This window comes from Mesorhizobium sp. U510 (assembly GCF_059180695.1).
Map to the genome: position 1 here is coordinate 4989476 of NZ_CP180532.1, position 20194 is coordinate 5009669.

General features: G+C 62.8%; 22 protein-coding genes. 11 read left to right on the forward strand and 11 right to left on the reverse strand.

The genetic code is table 11. The annotated features are described in order from the left end of the window. Positions 1-352 precede the first annotated feature (352 nt). Entirely contained in the window at positions 353-577 is a 225-nt protein-coding gene (locus ACLGL5_RS26000) for a hypothetical protein (protein WP_069092331.1), read from the forward strand. A 254-nt stretch (positions 578-831) separates the two neighbouring features. On the opposite strand, the gene ACLGL5_RS26005 is transcribed toward ACLGL5_RS26000, so the two are convergent. From ACLGL5_RS26005 to ACLGL5_RS26015, 3 genes are all read right to left on the reverse strand, one after another. After that, on the reverse strand, positions 832-1155 hold the full coding sequence (locus ACLGL5_RS26005) for a hypothetical protein (RefSeq protein WP_141700950.1): 324 nt from the start codon (positions 1153-1155) through the stop codon (positions 832-834). 767 nt (positions 1156-1922) lie between these two features. Beyond that, positions 1923-2123: a hypothetical protein gene (locus ACLGL5_RS26010; RefSeq protein ID WP_069092333.1), complete on the reverse strand. Its 201-nt coding sequence runs from the start codon at positions 2121-2123 to the stop codon at positions 1923-1925. Positions 2124-2418: 295 nt separating this feature from the next. Beyond that, entirely contained in the window at positions 2419-2778 is a 360-nt protein-coding gene (locus tag ACLGL5_RS26015; protein WP_141700951.1) for a hypothetical protein, read from the reverse strand. Positions 2779-3005: 227 nt separating this feature from the next. On the opposite strand from ACLGL5_RS26015, the gene ACLGL5_RS26020 reads away from it, so the two are divergent. Then, complete coding sequence (locus ACLGL5_RS26020; protein ID WP_069092335.1) at positions 3006-3437, forward strand: cupin domain-containing protein; 432 nt, start codon at positions 3006-3008, stop codon at positions 3435-3437. Between the two features lie 99 nt (positions 3438-3536). Here the strand turns inward: ACLGL5_RS26020 and ACLGL5_RS26025 are convergent, their stop codons facing one another. Further along, complete coding sequence (locus ACLGL5_RS26025) at positions 3537-3992, reverse strand: carboxymuconolactone decarboxylase family protein (protein ID WP_019858596.1); 456 nt, start codon at positions 3990-3992, stop codon at positions 3537-3539. 273 nt (positions 3993-4265) lie between these two features. Here ACLGL5_RS26025 and ACLGL5_RS26030 point away from each other — a divergent pair, with 273 nt between their 5' ends. From ACLGL5_RS26030 to ACLGL5_RS26040, 3 genes are all read left to right on the forward strand, one after another. Continuing rightward, positions 4266-5024, forward strand: coding sequence for a copper homeostasis protein CutC (locus tag ACLGL5_RS26030; protein WP_494372796.1), 759 nt, complete (start codon positions 4266-4268; stop codon positions 5022-5024). Further along, entirely contained in the window at positions 5021-5509 is a 489-nt protein-coding gene (locus ACLGL5_RS26035; RefSeq protein WP_038647297.1) for a GNAT family N-acetyltransferase, read from the forward strand. Before ACLGL5_RS26030 ends, ACLGL5_RS26035 begins: the two co-directional genes overlap by 4 nt. Before the next feature lie 62 nt (positions 5510-5571). Continuing rightward, positions 5572-6069 (forward strand): SRPBCC family protein, encoded by a 498-nt coding sequence (locus tag ACLGL5_RS26040; protein ID WP_069092336.1) that lies wholly within the window; start codon positions 5572-5574, stop codon positions 6067-6069. A 1-nt stretch (position 6070) separates the two neighbouring features. On the opposite strand, the gene ACLGL5_RS26045 is transcribed toward ACLGL5_RS26040, so the two are convergent. The 4 genes from ACLGL5_RS26045 to ACLGL5_RS26060 form a co-directional block, all read right to left on the reverse strand. Next, positions 6071-7093: an acyltransferase family protein gene (locus ACLGL5_RS26045; RefSeq protein WP_069092337.1), complete on the reverse strand. Its 1023-nt coding sequence runs from the start codon at positions 7091-7093 to the stop codon at positions 6071-6073. A gap of 271 nt (positions 7094-7364) precedes the next feature. Next, complete coding sequence (locus ACLGL5_RS26050) at positions 7365-8162, reverse strand: FAD binding domain-containing protein (protein ID WP_019858600.1); 798 nt, start codon at positions 8160-8162, stop codon at positions 7365-7367. A gap of 12 nt (positions 8163-8174) precedes the next feature. Next, positions 8175-10523 (reverse strand): xanthine dehydrogenase family protein molybdopterin-binding subunit, encoded by a 2349-nt coding sequence (locus ACLGL5_RS26055; protein ID WP_069092338.1) that lies wholly within the window; start codon positions 10521-10523, stop codon positions 8175-8177. Positions 10524-10633: 110 nt separating this feature from the next. Next, a complete protein-coding gene (locus ACLGL5_RS26060; protein ID WP_064984114.1) occupies positions 10634-11134 on the reverse strand; it encodes a (2Fe-2S)-binding protein in 501 nt (166 codons plus the stop codon). Positions 11135-11448: 314 nt separating this feature from the next. Between ACLGL5_RS26060 and ACLGL5_RS26065 the strand changes: the two genes are divergently transcribed. Together ACLGL5_RS26065 and ACLGL5_RS26070 are read left to right on the forward strand one after the other, a co-directional pair. Beyond that, complete coding sequence (locus ACLGL5_RS26065; RefSeq protein ID WP_069092339.1) at positions 11449-12585, forward strand: FIST signal transduction protein; 1137 nt, start codon at positions 11449-11451, stop codon at positions 12583-12585. A gap of 18 nt (positions 12586-12603) precedes the next feature. Then, entirely contained in the window at positions 12604-13944 is a 1341-nt protein-coding gene (locus tag ACLGL5_RS26070; protein ID WP_069092340.1) for a hybrid sensor histidine kinase/response regulator, read from the forward strand. A gap of 35 nt (positions 13945-13979) precedes the next feature. Here the strand turns inward: ACLGL5_RS26070 and ACLGL5_RS26075 are convergent, their stop codons facing one another. Then, entirely contained in the window at positions 13980-14663 is a 684-nt protein-coding gene (locus ACLGL5_RS26075) for a response regulator (RefSeq protein ID WP_032930577.1), read from the reverse strand. Positions 14664-14889: 226 nt separating this feature from the next. Between ACLGL5_RS26075 and ACLGL5_RS26080 the strand changes: the two genes are divergently transcribed. Together ACLGL5_RS26080 and maiA are read left to right on the forward strand one after the other, a co-directional pair. Next, positions 14890-15588 (forward strand): fumarylacetoacetate hydrolase family protein, encoded by a 699-nt coding sequence (locus ACLGL5_RS26080; protein ID WP_027046926.1) that lies wholly within the window; start codon positions 14890-14892, stop codon positions 15586-15588. Positions 15589-15599: 11 nt separating this feature from the next. Then, positions 15600-16250, forward strand: coding sequence for a maleylacetoacetate isomerase (gene maiA, locus ACLGL5_RS26085; RefSeq protein ID WP_038652864.1), 651 nt, complete (start codon positions 15600-15602; stop codon positions 16248-16250). A gap of 3 nt (positions 16251-16253) precedes the next feature. Here the strand turns inward: maiA and ACLGL5_RS26090 are convergent, their stop codons facing one another. Then, positions 16254-17498: an MFS transporter gene (locus ACLGL5_RS26090; RefSeq protein ID WP_019858609.1), complete on the reverse strand. Its 1245-nt coding sequence runs from the start codon at positions 17496-17498 to the stop codon at positions 16254-16256. Between the two features lie 99 nt (positions 17499-17597). On the opposite strand from ACLGL5_RS26090, the gene ACLGL5_RS26095 reads away from it, so the two are divergent. Next, the gene (locus tag ACLGL5_RS26095; protein WP_019858610.1) at positions 17598-18059 is read left to right on the forward strand and encodes a winged helix-turn-helix transcriptional regulator; all 462 of its coding nucleotides are present in this window, start codon (positions 17598-17600) and stop codon (positions 18057-18059) included. Between the two features lie 110 nt (positions 18060-18169). Further along, a complete protein-coding gene (locus tag ACLGL5_RS26100; RefSeq protein ID WP_069092341.1) occupies positions 18170-19210 on the forward strand; it encodes a zinc-dependent alcohol dehydrogenase family protein in 1041 nt (346 codons plus the stop codon). Between the two features lie 21 nt (positions 19211-19231). Here the strand turns inward: ACLGL5_RS26100 and ACLGL5_RS26105 are convergent, their stop codons facing one another. Next, positions 19232-20095 carry a DMT family transporter gene (locus ACLGL5_RS26105; RefSeq protein ID WP_027046929.1) on the reverse strand — a complete coding sequence of 288 codons (864 nt, stop codon included), beginning with the start codon at positions 20093-20095 and terminating at the stop codon, positions 19232-19234. Positions 20096-20194 lie beyond the last annotated feature (99 nt).

The following is a 20194-nucleotide window of genomic DNA, read 5'->3' on the forward strand; positions in this document are numbered from 1 at the left end:
AAAGTCGAGCTTTCGATCTTGGCAGGAGAAAACAAGGACACTTCCCTGCCAGGCCGAAAATTCGCCTAGCCGTTCGACTGCTCCGCATCGCGAACGTTCTAGGCGCCGCAGGGGACCGCGTCATAGACCAAGCAAAGCGGGAGATCGCCCAATGACCGCTCACGTCAGAACGTTGGGACCTTTCGGTATGGCGGCGCGGATGAACCCGCGCGATGGCGCCAGTCAGTCGAGAAGCGTCTGAACAGCCTCCTAGAACGCGCCATGGGCCTGATTACGTCCTTCGTTCGCATGTTTCTCCTATATTAGCATTGCGGCATATACTTGCCATGCGGCGCCTAGAGCGGAGACCCAAATGGGCGGCTATAAGGCCTGGCATGATATTATTCACGACCATCAGGTCGAAAGTTTCGCTTCAGAGAACGGTTTGACTGCGGACCTGGTCTGGGAGTTGATCCTAAAACACGGTAACAGCCGCAAGGCCGTGATCAGAGCTGCTCAGGGCGTCCTCGAATCGGCCGGCGTCGAGTTCACCCCCGAAAATGGCGGCGGCGCTGGGGTGAGGATCAGGAAGCCATGAGGTCTTCTTGATTGGAAACCCGCAATCGCAGAAGGCCCGTTGGTGCTGTTTGTTGCCGGCCTGCGCCTTCCGCGATCGCACCATAGGCGCCGGCGACAACCGCATATTAGCATGTCCTTGTGGCGGACATGTTTCCGCCTGGCCGGCGCCTTTTACCCCAACGCCCCCCGCCCAACGAGGCGTCGGCCACCTTTCATCGTCGCTCGAAAGTCGGTTTCCAGTCGCGGCTCCGCTCCCGTTGCTGTCCCTCGTAGTCAGGAATGCAAGAACACCGGGCGCCGATCGCGGCCCGCGGCCTTGCAGTGCGAGCAGACGAACAGCCCGACAAGATCCTGATGCATTGAGCGGTGGCCGGGTTCAAGGCGGCCTGTGAGCGCTTGCATATCGAGTTTGGCCGATCGGCAGCACATGGAATGGCTGCAGTCGACGTAGACGCTTTCGCGTGCGGCAAGTGTATGGGCGAGAGTCTCGAGAGGCACGGCGATCTCCCTTGGGGGGCGCGGCAACCGGAGGATCATGTTTCTGATCTCGGTGACGATGGAAGCCGGCTTGCGCACGATTTGGAGAATCCCAGCCATCTATGGCATTGTATTTATTAACGCTAATATGAGGGGCGACCGACTTCGTGAGACATTCCGAAACCATCAGTTTTTGAAGCAGGAGCATGGCCGACACCAAACCGTCGCCCCCAACTGTGGAAATCAGCCAATCCCTAGGCGAGTGGGTTGTTAGGATCGTAACAACGGACGGCAACACCTATTCCAGAGCCTTCGAACGTGAGTCCGATGCCGTCGCTTTCGCTGTGAATCAGCGTTTGCATTTGGGATTGCAACTTCCGCCGCCCGACTAGTCGCCCTGAACTGGCACCTTGCTTAGGCCTTTGTCCTCCTGGACTGGCCCGGGTTCAGGAAGCCATCCCTTATCAGGTCCAACGCGTCGAGCGCGTCTTCATCCAACAAGTTTGTCAAGGGCACTCCACCCACGCGTACAACCTTGTTGTTGTCTATGTCGTAGACCTCCCAGAGCCCATCGCTGATTCTTCGGATTGCGTGCCGTCTCTCCATAAGGAGTCTCTAATAAACGAGTCACCGAAGCGCCAGCAAGAAAACTCGATCCAAAGAGTTAACGGTGGAAAACCATGCTCGCTTTGACAAGCTCCTGCGAACGACGCGCAAAGAGGCCGCGTCAGATCAAACTGGCAATCAGACGTTTCCACCAAGGCGAGTTCGCCGGCGCCATCATCTCAAATCGTCAACCACTTCCGAAAGTGAGCAGGTTTGGTTTGTGGTCGAACGATGCTCGACCTTAAGGGCAAAGAGGATGGCGAAACATGCCGCTGGCCTGGCTACCAGCCCAAGCGAACTATCTGGGAAAGCTCGGCAATGTCGCCATAGATCATCGAACCCTTGACGAGAAAACATTTGTTACCGAGAACTTTGAAGAGTGGGCTCGACGCGGTGCAAACCGGCCGGTCCTTGTCCTTGGCATCCGCATAGCCGATGCTGATGGCAAGGACAGCGATAGCAATGAGTGTCGTCTTGGTCATATTGGGCCACCCACCAGCGAGCCTCTGCAAAACATAGGACGTGAGCGTCTATTAGCACTTGCTCATATTAGCCTTCATCCATCAATTAAATGAAGCGGACCCGTCTTCGATCGCGCGCTAAAGGTAGATCAAAGCCGGCGGAGACGAGAGGGCAGCCCGGGGCGAGCGCTATAAAAATCGACGTTTCACCATTGCTTCCTAAGGAGCTTGCGATGGATCACGTGGGGGCCTAACAGCGAGGTCAATCTTTGCGTTGAAGTTGTCGAAGCCTGCGGAGCCATCCCACGGTGCCCCCTCACGCCATACCGACAATGCTCTGCGCATGGGCATGGAGATGTTGGGCGGCCCGCCGGTATTCGATCGCGTCGCCGCTGCAAACAACCAGGAACTGCGCCGCGAACTCGCGCGTATTTGTGGCCGGTTTGGCGAGCATGGCCTTCGCAATCTCCGATATGTCTTGATAGACGCGTTTTAGATCGCGGTCGGAAATGTCCAGGGAGATCGAATTCATCATTGCCTCCCAGCGCCGAAAACCCGCCAGGATGGGACTTTCGTTCGAGTTTGCGGCAAAAATCTCTTCCGGTGCAGCGGCCCCTATACGCGGAAAGGAGACCGTCGTGCCTACCACCGTGCGTCTTGTCATTGCATCAAACATCAAGCCCGAACTCCTACGACTGAACGCAATTCTGTAGGGCGGGCGATCCGGTGGCACATTGTTCTGCGTCAAATTTCGGCAACGTCGAAAACCGGCATTGCCTCCGCAGAGCTTGAGGGAGGACTTCGGCTGGTGGGTTGAAGGAGCCAATTCATCGCAATGTGGCCCCGCTCAGCTTGCGCGCGGTTGTCCGCCGCGCGATAGATGCCTCGGTTCAGGGAGGAATCATGCGCAAAATCCTGGTTTCGGTTCTGCTGGCCGCGGTTGCGCTTTACGCGAATTGCGCTCTGGCACTGGACAGCAGCAGCACGCCTGTCGTCGTCACCCCGCTCGCATCACGCACGACCACCGCTTCCGGCCAGCCGATCACGCTGCCGCAGAAGAACGTGCAGGTGCTGGTGTCGACCTATGACATCGCGCCGGGCGCGACCTTGCCGGTGCACCGGCACCCCTTCCCGCGCTATGCCTATGTCGAGGCCGGAACGCTGAAGGTCACCAATGTCGAGACCGGCAACAGCAACACCTACAAAACAGGCGATTTCATCATCGAGATGATCGGCCAGTGGCATCAGGCCACGAACATCGGCGATGGCCCGGTCAAGCTCCTGGTGATCGACCAGGTCGAGCAAGGCGCCAAGAACACGGAATTGCGGCAGTAGCCAAGCGTCATGCTCATGTGCCGAAAGGCGAGAGGAAACACGCCGCCCGCCTACCCGCTCCGTATCGGAACCATCCTGCCCCCAGCGCAGGACCAGTGCTCAGCCCCAGCTGCCGACCATCTGTCGTGTCGTCGCATTCAGCCGGTTGAAGGCGTTGATCAGGGCGATCTGGACAACCAGCGCCGCAAGCGCCTTTTCATCATAGTGGCGGGCGGCTTCGTCCCAGACATCGTCCGGCACGGCGTCGGGCCGGTCGGCGAGCCTCGTGCCGGCCTCGGCCAGCGCCAGGGCCGCCCGTTCGGCGTCGGTGAAGTAGGGCGTCTCGCGCCATGCCGCCAGCGCAAAAATGCGCTCGTCCTTCTCGCCGGCCTTCTTCAGTTCGCGCGCGTGCATGTCGACGCAGAGGCTGCAGGCATTGATCTGGCTGGCGCGCAGATGAATGAGCTTGCGCGTCACATAGGGTATGTCGGCCGCCTCGGTCGACTTGTCCAACGCCAGCAGCGCCTGCAGGGCGCCTGGGATGAGCATCACGGGATTCTTGAGTCTGGCTTGCATGGTCTTCTCCTTTTTAGGCGTTTCGTCAGGACGTGTTTTGCCGAGCCCGGAAGCAGCGCATCCGGGATTTCAGCAGATGGAATTTCCGCTGCCGCCGCACGGCCAACGGTCAATCCATAACCGTATAGCTATGGGTTATTCATAACTACACAGTTATAAGACTGTCAAGCGGGGAAATGTGCGGCTGGTCCAAATGGCGGTGCGCCGTTCACGCTTTCGCGCCAGCCGCCCGGGTGCTAGGGCTTTGCGCAACATCATGGACTGGATCGCCCCTTGACCACGGAAACACGCCCACCGCTGATCGAAATCTGTGTCGAAGGCATCGATGGCCTGCTCGCCGCGCAGGCCGCCGGCGCCGACCGGGTCGAACTGTGCGCCAGCCTGGTCGAGGGCGGCATCACGCCGAGCCTCGGCACGGTGCGCGCGACTCTCGACCAGGCGACCGTGCCGTTTCACGTCATGGTGCGGCCGCGCGGCGGCGATTTTCTCTACAGCGAGACCGAATACCGCTCGATGCTCGCCGATGTCGCGGCGCTGCGCGATCTCGGCGTGCCGGGCGTGGTGTTCGGCTGCCTGAACGCCGACGGCACCATCGACGAAGAGCGCATGAGCGAATTGACCGAGGCCGCCGGCTCCCTGAACGTAACCTGCCATCGTGCCTTCGACATGACACGCGATCCGGCCGAGGCGCTGGAAGCGCTGATCCGCTGCAAGGTCGGCCGCGTGCTGACCAGCGGCCAACGCGACACCGCGATCGAAGGCTTGTCCTTACTGGCGGATCTCGTGCGGCAGGCCGGCGACCGCATCATCATCCTCGGTTGCGGCGGGCTCGATCTCGGCAACATCGCCGAGGTGCGCCAAAGGACCGGACTGGCCGAAATGCACTTTGCAGCGCTGAAGGACGTGCCAAGCGCGATGCACTACCGCAATCCCAAGGTTGGCATGGGCGGCTCCGATCTCGATCGCGAATACCGCAACACAGTGACCGACACACCGCAGGTGGCGGCGACGATCGCGGCGGCCAAGGCATGACCGCCCCGATAGCCCGCATAGCGCAAGGCGACGAAGCGGACGTACTGGCGCTCAACAACGAGCATGCCGCCGAACTGTCCTGGCTCGAAGCCGAGCGGCTGTCGTTCCTGCTCGGCGAGGCGTTCTACGCACGGCGCATCGGCGATCTCGAAGCCTTCATCATGACCTTCGACCAGGAAGCCAACTACGACAGCCCGAACTTCATCTGGTTCCGCGAACGCTACGAACGCTTCATCTATGTCGACCGCGTCGTCGTGGCGGCGCATGCAAGGGGCCGCGGCCATGCGCGCCGGCTCTATGAGGACCTGTTCGAACATGCCGAACGCGCCGGCCACACGCTGGTCACCTGCGAGGTCAACGCCGATCCGCCCAACCCCGTCTCGGATGCCTTCCACGCCGCGCTGGGCTTTACCGAGGTCGGCGAAGCGGTGATCCACGGTGGCAAGAAAGCGGTGCGTTATTACGTCAAGCAGATCGTCACCTGATTGCTGGCCGAATAAAGAAGATTCTCCTAATATAAGCGTTCCGCCAAAATGGAGGAACCGCGATGCCTAGCAACGTCTTCCGCTTCGACGAAAGCTGGGACATTCCCGAAGGCACGCCGCAGCAAGTGTGGGACGTGCTCTCCGACGCCGAATTGCTCCCGCTCTGGTGGGGCGAGGTCTACAAGGAAGTGGTTCCGCTCGACCGCAAGGGCAAGGCATCAGTCGGCTCGCGGGCAAGGGCACGGGCGCGCGGCGCCCTGCCCTATGAGCTGAACTTCATCATCGAGGCCGCCGAACTCGAGCCTGGCAGGCTGGTCGTCGTGAAAACCTTTGGCGACTTCGACGGGCTATGGCGGGCCGAACTGTCGCCGTCAGGCAGCGGCACCCATGTCCAACTGACCTGGCAGGTCACGGTCGAGAGGCCGATCCTCAAATTCCTGGCACCCCTGCTGCGGCCGGCCTTCGCCTGGAACCATCGCTGGACAACGCCGCGTGGCGAAGCCGGCCTGCGGCGCTATCTCAGGCTCGCAACAACAGTGCCTCGGCGCGATGACACCTGAATCACCAATTGCGGTTCAACCATTCACGCGCCGGCCGCTCGATGAGGTAATAGCTGCAGAGCGCGCAGGCAAAGACCCCGGCCAGCATCGGCCACGGGCTGATGCCTTGTTCATAGACGAATTTGTAGAAGGGCTGCTGCCACAGATAGAGTGAGTATGACCACAGGCCCAACGTCGCCATGGGCCAGGACGAGAGCAATTTGGAAAAGATTGGCGTGCTGAAATCGAGCGCATTGACAGCCAGCGCCAGCAGCGGCACCGCAAGGAGATAGTGGATCGGCGTCGGCACCGGGTCCATGAACAGCAAAACCGCGACCGCCGCCGCTGCCAGGGCGACATAAGGCCCCTTCAGCACCGCCGGCAGGCGGCCTTCGGCCTTAAGCAGGCAGATCGAAGCCGAAAGCAGGATCGAAGCGATGTGCACATCGGTGCGCCAGTAAGTGGCCTCGTAGTCCAGCCTGAACACCCAGTACGACACCGCGCCATTGGCCATTGCGAGCAAAGCGAGCGTCACCAGCAAAGTAATGACGCGATTGCGGCTGGAGACGAGCGCGCTGATCAACGCCAGGATGATGTAGGCATGCTCCTCGACACAAAGCGACCAGATATGGTCGAGCGCTCCGGCGCGGGTGACGAGAATTCCGGCGTAATTGTAGGTGAATGTCAGCGCCGTCAGCGCGGCCTTCCATTTGAAGGCGATGAACGTGCCGGAGAGCGCGATCATGGCGATGATGACGAAGACCAGAAGCGCCGGGTAGATGCGCGAGAAGCGGCGCTTGAAGAACTTCTTCAGCGGGTAGCGTTCGATGAACAGGATCTCGGCCATCAGCCGGCCGCTGAGCACGAAGAAGAATTCGACGCCAAGCACGCCCAGATTGATTCCGGGCACCGGGAAAAAATGGCCGATCAGCACCAGGGCGATCGACAGGCCGCGCCAGCCGTCGAGATAGGCCAGTCTAGTCCTAGCCGATCGGTCGACGGCGGATCGGGACGGAACCATCTGGGTCGCGGTAATTTCGGACATGCCGATCCTTCGCATTGGCATGCGAAAGGGCACGGCGGTAAATATCCGAACCCGGCTCGCATTCCCGCCCCAACCCATACTGCAGTGCAATATAAGTTTGTGCAAGTGCGAGATTGGCGGCGATGCGGTTCCTTGGGCAGCAAACTGCCGGAAATGCTTCGAGCAAAAGACCAGTCGCGTGGCGAAATTCCTTCACGAGCCGCACGGCTACACACCATCGCGTACGAAAAAGGGGCCAAGATGGCCCCTTTGATGTCGGCAACCGATGCTGTCAGGCGTTGGCTGCCGCCACCGCGCGCTTGGCCATGACCGCGATCAAATTGGCGCGGTAGTCGGCGGAAGCGTGGATGTCGCTCATCAGGTTCTTCGCCGGCACTTTCACGCCGGCGAGAGACGCGGCGTCGAAGTTCTTCGCAAGGGCTGCCTCGATCTCCTTCGAGCGGAACACGCCGTCGTCACCGGCGCCGGTCACCGCAACGCTGACGCCGTCCTTGCCCTTGGCCACGAACACGCCGACGATTGCATAGCGAGAAGCCGGGTTGCGGAACTTTTCATAAGCCGCCTTGGCCGGCGCGGTGAAGGAGACCGCCGTGATGATCTCGCCATCCTTCAAGGCCGTTTCGAACAGCCCTTTGAAGAACTTGTCGGCCGATATCTCGCGCTTGTTGGTGACGATGGTGGCGCCCAATGCCAGAAGGGCCGCCGGATAGTCGGCCGCCGGATCGTTGTTGGCGATCGAACCGCCGATCGTGCCCTTGTAGCGCACCGCCGGGTCACCGATCAGCGACGCCAGATGGGCAATTGCCGGGCAGGCCTTCTTAAGCTTCTCGTCGTTGGAGACGTCGAAATGCGTGGTGGCCGCGCCGATGGTGACCGTCTTTCCCGACACCTTGACGCCCTGCATCTCCTTGATGCGCGACAGATCGACGAGATCGGAAGGAGCCGCCAGCCGCGTCTTCATGGCAGGTATCAGCGTCATGCCGCCGGACAGCAGTTTGGCGTCGCCGCTCTTCACCAGCTTGGCGGCATCCGCGACCGAGGCGGCGCGATGGTAGTTGACCGAATACATGGCTGTTCCTCCTCAGTGCTTCGCGGCGCGGATCGCGGCCCACACGGTGGGCGGCGAGGCGGGCATGGCGATATCGGCGATGCCGATGGCATCGGTGATGGCGTTGATTACCGCCGGCGGCGAGCCGATGGCGCCGGCCTCGCCGCAACCCTTGATGCCGAGCGGATTGCCCGGGCATGGCGTGTTCGAGGTCGAGACCTTGAACGACGGCAGGTCGCCCGCGCGCGGCATGGTGTAATCCATATAGCTCGCGGTCAGCAGCTGTCCGCTGGCATCGTAATGGGCGCCTTCCAGCAGCGCCTGGCCAATCCCTTGCGCGATGCCGCCATGCACCTGGCCCTCGACGATCATCGGATTGATGATGTTGCCGAAATCATCGGCGGCCACGAACTGGACGATCTCTGTCGTTCCGGTCTCCGGTTCGATCTCGACCTCGCAGATGTAGCAGCCCGCCGGGAAGGTGAAGTTCGACGGATCGTAGAAGGCCGTTTCCTTCAATCCGGGCTCCATCCCTGCCGGCAGATTGTGGGCGGTATAGGCGGCCAGCGCCACCTGGAACCACGGCACGTTCTTGTCGGTACCGGCAACCTTCAGCGCACCGTTCTCGATGACGATGTCGCCCTCGTCGGCTTCGAGCAAGTGGGCGGCGATCTTCTTGGCCTTGGCCTCGACCTTGTCGAGTGCCTTTGATATCGCCGACATGCCGACCGCGCCCGAGCGCGAACCGTAAGTGCCCATGCCCATCTGCACCTTGTCGGTGTCGCCATGGACGATCGAAACCGAATCAATCGGCACGCCGAACCGCTGGTTGACCAGTTGCGCGAAGGTCGTCTCGTGGCCCTGGCCATGGCTGTGCGAGCCGGTCAGCACCTCGATCGTGCCGACGGCGTTGACGCGCACTTCGGCCGATTCCCAAAGGCCGACACCGGCGCCGAGCGAGCCGACCGCCGCCGACGGCGCGATGCCGCAGGCCTCGATGTAACAGCTCATGCCGATGCCGCGCAGCAGGCCCTTCTTGGCGGCCGCCGCCTTGCGTTTGGCAAAGCCGGCATAGTCCGAAGCTTTCATGGCCGCGTCGAGCGAGGCGCCGTAGTCGCCGGCGTCATAGTTCATGATCACCGGTGTCTGGTGCGGGAAGGAGGTGATGAAGTTCTTGCGCCGCAATTCGGCAGGCGACACGCCAAGCTCGCGCGCGGCCGCTTCCATCGTGCGTTCCAGGAGATAGGTGGCTTCCGGCCGCCCTGCCCCGCGATAGGCATCGACAGGCGCCGTGTTGGTATAGACCGTGCGCACATTGGCGTGGATGGCCGGAATGTCGTACTGGCCCGAAAGCAGCGTCGCGTAGAGATAGGTCGGCACGCAGGACGAGAACAGCGACATATAGGCGCCGAGATTGGCGATCGTGTCGACCTTCAGCCCGGTGATCCTGTTGTTCTTGTCGAAAGCCATTTCCACCGTCGAGACATGGTCGCGGCCATGCGCGTCGGAGAGAAAACTCTCGGTGCGGTCGGCGACCCATTTGACCGGCACGCCGGTTTTCTTGGAAGCCCACAGGCAGACGATCTCTTCGGGATAGATGTAGATCTTGGAGCCGAAGCCGCCGCCGACATCCGGCGCGATGACGCGCAGCTTGTTTTCCGGCGCGACATTGTAGAAGGCGCTCATCACCAGCCGCGCGACATGCGGGTTCTGCGAGGTCGTCCAGCAGGTGTAATGGTCCTCGGCCTTGTCGTAGTGGCCGAGAGCCGCGCGCGGCTCCATGGCATTCGGCACCAGCCGGTTGTTGACGATCTTCATGCGGGTGACATGCGCCGCTGCCTTGATCGCCGCGTCGGTCGCCTTGGCATCGCCGATCTCCCAGTCGAATATCAGATTGTTCTCGGCCTCGGCATGGATCTGCGGCGCGCCCTTTTCGAGCGCCTTGGTGGCTTCGACGACGGCCTTCAATTCCTTGTAGGTGATCTCGACCGCCTCTGCCGCATCACGGGCCTGCCCCTTGGTCTCGGCCACGACGACGACGACGGCGTCACCGACATAGCGCACCTTGTCGACGGCCAACGGCGACCAGGCGCCCATCTTCATCGGCGAACCGTCCTTGGAATGGATCATCCAGCCGCAGATGAGGTTGCCGATGCCATCGGCCTTGAGCTCCTTGCCGGTCAGCACGCCGATGACGCCGGGCATGGCTTGCGCTCGCTTGACGTCGATCTTCTTGATCTGCGCATGCGCGTACGGGCTGCGCACGAAGGCGGCATGCTTCATGCCGGGAACCACCATGTCGTCGACATAGCGGCCGGCGCCGGTGATGAATCTTTTGTCTTCCTTGCGCGCGACCCGAGCGCCAACACCTTCAATGCCCATCAGAAATTCCTCCCGAGATTGTAGGGGAGCAGGTGAGTTGGGCAGTACGGCAGTAGGGAAAAACTGGTTCCGGTTCCCTACTGCCTTACTGCCTACTGCCTACCGCTCGTTCACGCAGCTTGTTTCGCCTTGCCCTTGGCCCCTTTTGCCATCGTCTTCGATGCGGCGAGGATCGCCTTGACGATGTTGTGGTAGCCGGTGCAGCGGCAGATATTGCCTTCCAGTTCGGCTCGCACCGTCGCCTCGTCGAGGCCTTCGGGATGGCGGTTGATCATGTCGGTTGCCGCCATGATCATGCCAGGCGTGCAGAAACCGCATTGCAGGCCGTGATGTTCCTTGAAGGCGGCCTGCACGGGATGCAGGTCGGCGCCATTGGCGAGACCTTCGATCGTTACAATGCTCGAGCCGGACGCCTGTACCGCGAGCATGGTGCAGGACTTCACCGCCTTGCCGTCGACATGGACGACGCAGGCCCCGCATTGCGAGGTGTCGCAGCCGACATGCGTTCCGGTCAGGCCGAGATTCTCGCGCAGGAAGTGAACCAGCAGCGTTCGATCCTCGGCGGCCCCGCTGACCCGCCTGCCGTTCACCATCAACGAAACGTCCGACATGAATCCTCCCTGGGTATCAACCTTGGTCATCACGCTGCCGACGCGCCGCTGGCACTTCGGCCATGCGTTATTCGTACACTGCACAACGCACAAAAAACAGCGCGACGGAAAAGGCGGATCATTGTACTTTCGGTCATGGCCAAGGCCCAAGGCGCATTCCCCTCGCCCCATTGCCAAAACGCCGATTGGAAGCAACAATATCCTTCGACGCCCGCGCGCCAGAAGCCTGTAAAAACAGCCGCGTATAAAAACAGCGTCGGAGGAAATGCGGGAGAACGCCGCTGACCAGTTCACGGACGCGCTACGCCTGCGGCTTGTCGGCGCTGACCACGGACGAGCCCGACCTGGATGCTTTCGCTCGCGCGGTGGCCAGCGAGGCCGCGGCAATCGACGCCGGCTTTGCACTCGTGTTCTTCTCCCAGAGTCTTGTCGAGGCCGGCGCCCTGTCGCGGGCGCTCTCGGCGCATGCGCCAGGGCTCCACCATGCCGGCTGCTCCACTGCCGGCGAGATCACGCCGCAGGGGCTAGAGGAAGGTCACATGCTGGCGATGCTGCTTCCCTCGGCGGCGTTCACCGCGGTCAGCGCCATGGTCGACAATCTATCCTCGTCGGGCATGGACAGGATCACCGGCGAGGTCGAGGCCCTGCGGCGCACGCTGCGCGTCCGGGTCGGCGGGGAGCGGACCAGGAACACCTTCGCGCTCTGCTTCATCGATGGGCTGTCCTATGCAGAGGAAGCGGTCAGTTCGGCCATCCACTGGGGCCTTGACGACATACCTCTGCTCGGCGGCTCGGCCGGCGACGATCTGAAATTTGAGACGACGCGGCTGATCTCGAACGGCAGGGTCACCTCGGACAGCGCCATCATCGTGCTGATCGCCACGGAAATTCCGTTCCACGTCTTCAAGACCGATAATTTCGTTCCGACCGACGAAAAACTGGTGGTCACGGCGTCCGATGCCGATCACCGCATCGTACGCGAGTTTAACGCCACCAATGCGGCGGAAGAATATGCCGCTTCCGTCGGTATCGTCCCGCACACCCTAACGCCGCTGAGCTTCGCCTCGCACCCGGTGGTGGTGAAGGTGGGCGGTGAATATTACTGCCGCTCGATCCAGAGGATGCACGCCGACGGCTCGCTGTCGTTCTTCTGCGCCATAGACGACGGCGTCGTATTGTCGATCGCCCAGCCCAAGGACATGGTGGAATCGACACGCGCGGCCTTGCGCGAGGTCGAGGAGAGGCTTGGCGGCATCGACCTGATCCTCGGCTTCGACTGCGTGCTACGCCGGCTCGATGCGCGCAACCGGCAAGTTTTTCGTGACATTTCGGAACTCTACCGGGTCAACAATGTCGTCGGCTTCGGCACGTATGGCGAACAGTACCGGTCGATGCATTTGAACCAGACCTTCACCGGCATTGCCTTTGGCGAACGGCAAGCGGCGGAATAGGGGCCGCAGAGTAACAAGATGCCGCTCAAGGATATAAACGACCTCGAAAAGCTGAAGAAGATCAACGCCGCCCTGGTCAGCCGCGTCGAGCGCTCGATGGACCAGCAAGGCAACGCCTTCTCGCTTTTCCAGACCGCCATCTCGCTCGAGAACCGGGTGCGCATGCGCACCGAGGAGTTGCACTCGACCTTGCGGCGGCTGGAACAGTCCAACATCGACCTCAGCGCCGCCAAGGAAAACGCCGAGTTCGCGAACCTGTCCAAGACGAGGTTCCTTGCCGCCGCCAGCCATGACGTGCTGCAGCCACTGAACGCGGCTCACCTGTCCGTCTCGGCGCTCGCCGAGGTGCAGACCAGCGACGAAGGCAGGAAACTGGTGCGGCAGGTCGAGCGCTCGCTGGAGACGATGGAGGACCTGCTGCGCACCCTGCTCGACATTTCCAAGCTCGATGCCGGCGTGGTGCACCCCGACATCGGCGACGTCAGCCTGGAGGCGCTGTTCTCGTCGCTGCGCTCGGATTTCCAGCCGGTCGCGGAAATGAAACGCCTGTCGCTGAAGTTCCGACCGGTCAACGCCGTGGTCCGCTCCGACCGCACCCTGCTGCGCCGCATCCTGCAGAACATCCTCTCCAACGCGCTGGGCTATACACGCTCGGGCGGCGTGCTCGTCGGCACCAGGCATCGCGGCGATACGATCCGCATCGATGTCGCCGATACCGGCTGCGGCATCCCCGAGGACCAGCGCGAGGCGGTGTTCGAGGAATTCCATCGCGGCACCTTGCCCGCCAATGCCGGGCTCGACAGCGGCGGCCTTGGGCTCGGGCTTGCCATCGTGCGCCGCATGGCCGGCGCGCTCGGCCACCCCGTGACCTTCTCGTCGAAGGTGGGGCGCGGCACGATCTTCCATATCGATGTCCCCGTCGGCATCGGTGCCCCCGCCGACGCGATCGCCAGCGCCACCGCCCTGGAGCGGTCACGCGGCTACGGCCTGTTCGGCACCAAGGTGCTGCTGGTCGAAAACGACGCGGAGGTGCTGGAGGCCATGACCTTCCTGCTCGAGCGCTGGCAGTGCCTGGTGCGGGCCGCGACCTCGACCGACGACGCGCTTGACCTGCTCGGCGACACCGACTGGATGCCCGACATCATCATTGCCGACCAGCATCTCGACGGCGGCGACCTCGGCACCGCCACCATATCGGAGGTCCGCGACTATCTCGGCCGCGCAGTGCCAGCGCTGATCGTCACCGCCGACAATTCCGAAGCCGTCGCCAAGGCAGCGCGCGCCGACGGCATCGAACTGATGCGCAAACCACTGAAGCCGGCGCAACTGCGCGCGCTGCTGGCGCATTTGCTGGCTTAGCTCCATACCCTCCCCACGAGGGGGAGGGTAAAAGCTCAAAACCCCGCCTGATCCCTGAAAAGCTCCGCATTGTCCAGCTTCGAGACCTCGATCACCGCTTGCGTGCGGCTGTAGACATTGAGCTTGCGCAATATCTCCGAGACATGCGCCTTGACCGTGGTCTCGCCCACCTGCAGTTCATAGGCGATCTGCTTGTTGAGCAGGCCTTGGCGCAGCATCTGCAGCACCCGCAACTGCTGCGGCGTCAGTTTGGACAGACGCTGGACCATGTCGGCGCGGTCGATGCTGTCGGCGTCGGCCGGCTGGCCTTCATAGGTTTCCGGCACATAGATCGCGCCGTCCATCACCGAGCGGATGGCGGCGGCCAGATCGCTCTTGCGCGCCGATTTCGGGATGAAGCCGGCGGCGCCATAGGACAGCGCCTCGGAAATGATCCGCGGCTCCTCATATCCCGACACGATCACCACCGGCAGGCGCGGATAGCGGGTCCTGAGTTGCAGCAGCCCGTCGAAGCCGTGCACGTCGGGCATGCTGAGGTCCAGCAGCGCAAGGTCGAAAGGCTTAGCGTCGGCCAGCAGATCGAGCGCCTCGGCGATCGAGCGCGCCTCGACCGTGTCGACCTCCGGATAGGCCATCTGCACGGCGCTGTGCAGCGCCTCGCGAAACAGCGGATGGTCGTCGATGATCAGGAACCGGGCGCGATCGTTGGGTACTGTCATGTGGCTCGTTCCGGTTTACCTGCCACACCATAGCCCCGCGACCTTGGTCGGATTATTAGCAAATAGTCTATCGCCGGTTGATAGGCCGCTGCAAAGGTGATGGGAACCCTGAATTACTTATACGGCCCCGACAAAGCCAATGCTTTATGAAGAGCGACGCCTTGCCCGGTTCCCGAAATCGGCCGAAGGTGCCGCCATCATCCCGATAGCCAACGCAGAGACCCCCATGACCGCCTTTGTCCTTCCCGTGCCGCCAACGCCTTCAGTCGCCATCAGCGGGTCGGCCGAGCGCTTTGCCGTGCGGCGGATTTTCTGCGTCGGCCGCAACTATGCGGCGCATGCGCGCGAGTTCGGCAATGACGAGCGCGATCCGCCCTTCTTCTTCACCAAGCCATCCGACGCCGTGGTCGATTCCGGCACCGTGTTCCCCTACCCGCCGCTGACGGCCAATCTGCACCACGAAATCGAGCTGGTGGCCGCGATCGGAAAAACAGGCTTCCGCATTGCGCGTGAGCGGGCGCTGGACCACGTCTGGGGTTATGGCGTCGGCATCGACCTCACCCGCCGCGACCTCCAGGATGAGGCCAAGAAGGCGGCGCGGCCCTGGGACTGGTCTAAGGCGTTCGATCGTTCCGCCCCATGCGGCCCACTGGTGCCTGCGCAGAAATCGGGGCACCCGACGAAGGGGCGTATCTGGCTTGCTGTCGACGGCAAGGTGCGGCAGGACGCCGATCTCGCCGAGCTGATCTGGCCAATCGCCGACATTGTCTCGATCTGCAGCGAGGGCGTAGAATTGCAGGCCGGCGACCTGATCTTCACCGGCACGCCAGCCGGCGTCGGCGCGGTCAAGCCCGGTGAGACGATGACCGGCGGCGTCGACGGCATCGGCACGATCGAAGTGACGATCGGCCAACCACGGTCGTGAACAACAAAGCCATGAGCGACATCGTCCTGCACAATTATTACCGTTCCTCCACCTCCTACAGAGTGCGGATCGCGCTGGAGATGAAGGGGCTGAGCTATGACTACGTCCCGCACCATCTGCGCCATGGCGAGCATCTGGAACCGGCCTATCTCGCGGTCAACCCGCAGGGGCTGGTGCCGGCATTGGTGCTCGACGACGGCACGCTTTTGACGCAGTCGCTGGCGATCATCGAATATCTCGACGAGGTCCAGCCCACGCCGCCGCTGCTGCCGAAGGACTCGCTTGGCCGGGCGCGCGTGAGAATGCTGGCGCAGATGATCGCCTGCGACATCCACCCGGTGAACAATCTGCGGGTGCTGACCTCGCTGCGCACCTTGTTCGGCGCCGGCGACCAGGACATCACCAACTGGTTCCGCCACTGGGTGAACGAAGGCTTTCAGCCGCTTGAAAAGAACCTAGCGTCCTCACCTCAGACCGGAACATTCTGCCACGGCGAGGCGCCGGGGCTCGCCGATATCTGCCTGGCGGCACAGATCACCAGCAACGCCCGTTTCGGCGTCGACCTGACGCCCTACCCGACGATCACCCGCATCAACGCCGCCTGCATGGCGCTGCCGGCCTTCCAGAAGGCCGCGCCGCAGAACCAGATCGATGCGGAGTAAGGCCTACTGGCCAACGCGCAGCGTCAGTGCCCAGACCAGCAACGCCAGCAGGCCGATGCTGGCGCCCAGCACACAGACGCCGCTCCAGCCCATGGCGCCATAGGTCATGGTCGAGGCGATGGAGCCGAGCGCGCTGCCGAGCGAATAAAAGATCATGTAGCCGCCCACCAGGCGGCTGCGTGCATGAGGCCGGCGCGAAAAAATCAGGCTCTGATTGGTGACGTGGACGGCCTGGATCGCCAGATCCAGCATGACGATGCCGGCGACAAGCAGCCACAGCGACACGCCCATGAAGGCGATCGGCAGCCAGGCCCCCATCATCAAAAGCAGGCTGAGACCGGTGACCAGCTGGCCGCGCCCGCGATCGACGAGGCCGCCTGTCCAGCGAGCACCGAGAGCGCCGGCGACCCCGGCAAGGCCGAACAGCCCGATCTCGGTATGCGAGAGTGAAAATGGCGCGGCACTCAGCGGCAGCACCAGTGGCGCCCACAGCACGTTGAAGCTGGCGAAGATCAGCATGGCGAGCACCGCGCGCACACGCAGCAGCGGCTCCTGCACAAACAGCAGTACCACCGAGCCGAGCAGGCGCGGATAGGGCGTGCGTGGCCGCTCCGCCTCGTGGCGCGGCAGGATGAGGTAGAGTACCAGCGCCATGATGAGCGTCAGCGCCGCCGAGACCAGATAGACCCAGCGCCAGCCAGCGAAGTCGGCGACGACGCCGGCAACGAAGCGGGCAAGCAGGATGCCAAGGATGACGCCGCTGGTGACGGTGCCGACCGCCCGCCCCCGCTCGGACGGCACGGCGAGGTCGGCGGCGTAGGCCACCAGCACCTGAACCACAACGGCAAGCAGTCCGACGACAGCAAGGCCTGTCAGCAGCATTGCAGCGCTCGGTGCAATCCCGACAGCACTCAGCGCGACGGCGGACAGGACTGCCTGAACGGCGATCAGCTTGCGACGATCGAACAGGTCGCCCAGCGGCACGATGAAGAACAGGCCGAGCGCATAGCCGATCTGCGTGACCGTCACCACGATGCCGACCGAGGCGGGCGCGATGGCGAAATCATGGGCGATGGCATCGAGCAGCGGATGAGCGAAATAGACGTTGGCAACACTCAGGCCACAGGCAATGGCGAAGACCAGCGCCGTCATGCCGGACAGTCCCAGTGGTGACGCTGGTGTTGCCTGCAGCAGCCTGTCGGACCGCTCCGCTCCTGCTGCCACGCCGTTCACCACCTGCAGATTCATGTCGCTCTCCACAATAGGTTTCAACTTGAAACCACTTGCTGGATAGGCAGAACAGTTTTATCTTGCAACCAGAATGATCTATCTGGACCAACGATTGCCATGGTGAAACGAACGAGCCACCGCGAAGCGGATTGCCTGATCGCGCGGCCGCTGGACGCGATCGGCGACTGGTGGTCGCTGCTCATCGTGCGCGATGCCTTTGACGGCTTGCGCCGCTTCGGCGAGTTCCAGAAGAGCCTCGGCGTCGCCAAGAACATCCTGTCGGCGCGGCTGCGCAATCTGGTCGCACACGACATACTGGAAACGGTTCCCGCGCCCGACGGCAGCGCGCACCACGAATATGTGCTGACGCAAAAAGGGCGCGGCCTGTTCTATGTCCTGGTCGCCTTGCGGCAATGGGGCGAGACCTATTTCTCCGGACCGGGCGAGCCCTACACTTTCATGGTCGATACGCAGAGCGGTCGGCCGATCAGGCGCCTGGAGGTGCACGCCGAGGACGGGCGGCGGCTGGTCCCCGGCGACACGAGGCTCGCCGATTTCCGCAACCGGGAAAACAGCTGAGCGCCCTGGCCGGTTCGGCGGACTGGCCAAGCTGGCGGAATCGATTTCCGCTTGACCGGCTGGGGAATCGGCTATCGTTTCCCCGGACAATGCACAGGGTGGAGTGACCGATGAAAGCCGTCGTCTTCGAGAAATTCGGCGAAGCGCCGACGATCCAGACCGTCCCCGATCCGAAGCCGGCTGCCGATGGCGTCGTCATCAAGGTCGAGGCGACGGGGCTGTGCCGCAGCGACTGGCATGGCTGGATGGGCCATGATGACGGCATCACCTTGCCGCATGTGCCTGGACATGAACTGGCGGGCGTCGTCGTCGCCGCCGGCAAGCAGGTCAGCCGCTGGAAGGCCGGCGACCGCGTGACGGTGCCGTTCGCCGTCGGCTGCGGCCGCTGTTTCGAATGCACGTCGGGCAATCATCAGGTCTGCGAGCACCAGACGCAGCCCGGCTTCACGGGCTGGGGCTCGTTCGCCGAATATGTCGGCATCGAACATGCCGACACCAACCTCGTGCGCCTGCCCGAGGAGATGGAATACGCCACCGCCGCCAGCCTCGGCTGCCGCTTCGTCACCTCGTTTCGCGCCACCGTCGACCAGGGGCGGGTCAAGCCCGGCGAATGGGTGGCGGTGCATGGCTGCGGCGGCGTCGGCCTGTCGGCAATCATGATCGCCAGTTCGATGGGCGCCAATGTGATCGCCATCGACCTCACCGACGAGAAGCTGGAGTTCGCCAAAAAGATCGGCGCCGTAGCGACGATCAATGCGTCGACGACGCCGAATGTGGTCAAGGCGGTCAAGCAAATCACCAATGGCGGCGCGCATATGTCGATGGACGCGCTCGGCCACCCCACCACCTCGTTCAACTCGATCGCCAATCTGCGCCGGCGCGGCCGCCATGTGCAGGTCGGCCTGATGCTGGGCGAGCACGCCCGCCCGCAAGTGCCGATGGACAAGATCATCGCCTTCGAGCTCGAAATCCTCGGCAGCCACGGAATGCAGGCCTACCGCTACCAGGCGATGATGGAGATGATCCGCAACGGCAAGCTCAAGCCCGAACTTCTGGTCGGCAAGAAGATCAGCCTCGACGAGGCGCCCGCGGCGCTGATGGCGATGGGTGGCTTCGAGGGCATTGGCATCGGGGTGGTGACGAAGTTCTAGGCGCGGGGCTCGCTTCCCGAACTAACGCGCGAACTTCTTCGCCCCGAACACGCAGGCTACCACGCCGAGCGTGACAACCACCATCAGCGGGCTGACCTGCTCGTGCAGCAGGCTCGCCGCAAGCGCCAGGCCGAAGAAGGGCTGCAACAACTGCAATTGGCCGACCGCCGCGATGCCGCCTTGCGCCAGGCCGCGGTACCAGAAGACGAAGCCGATCAGCATGCTGAACAGCGAGACATAGGCGAGCCCGATCCAGGCGTGGGAGCCGACGGCGGCAAAGGATTGCGGCAGGGTCGCGAAACTCAGCACCAGCATGATCGGCAGCGACAACGTCAGCGCCCAGCAGATCACTTGCCAGCCGCCGAGCCTTCGCGACAGCGCGGCGCCCTCGGCATAGCCCAGGCCGCAAACGACGACGGCGGCGAGCATCAGGCCGTCGCCGACCGGCGAGGCGGTCACGCCCTGCGTCAGCGCGAAGCCCGCGACCAGCGCGCTGCCGATGCACGAAAACAACCAGAATGCCGGACGAGGACGATCGCCGCCGCGCAGCACACCGAAGATCGCGGTCGCCAGCGGCAGCAGGCCGATGAAGATGATGGAATGGGCCGAGGTGATGTGCTTGAGCGCCAAGGCGGTCAACAAGGGAAAGCCGACGACCACGCCCAGCGCCACGATCACCAGCGACACCAGATCGCCGCGCTGCGGACGTTTCTCCCGAAACAGCAGCAGCATCGCCAGCCCAAGCAGTCCGGCAATCGCGGCCCGGGCTGATGTCACGAAGGTCGGATCGAAATCCATGACCGCCACACGCGTCGCCGGCAGCGAGCCCGAGAAGATCAGCACGCCGATAAATCCGTTCACCCAGCCGCTCGCGGTCTTGTCCATTGCACGCTCCATTGCTTTCGCCCTCTATCGGGCGGATGCCCATGGCGCGGCTAGAGACAATGCGGTACAATTTCACGAAACTGTAATGGCATATTGAGC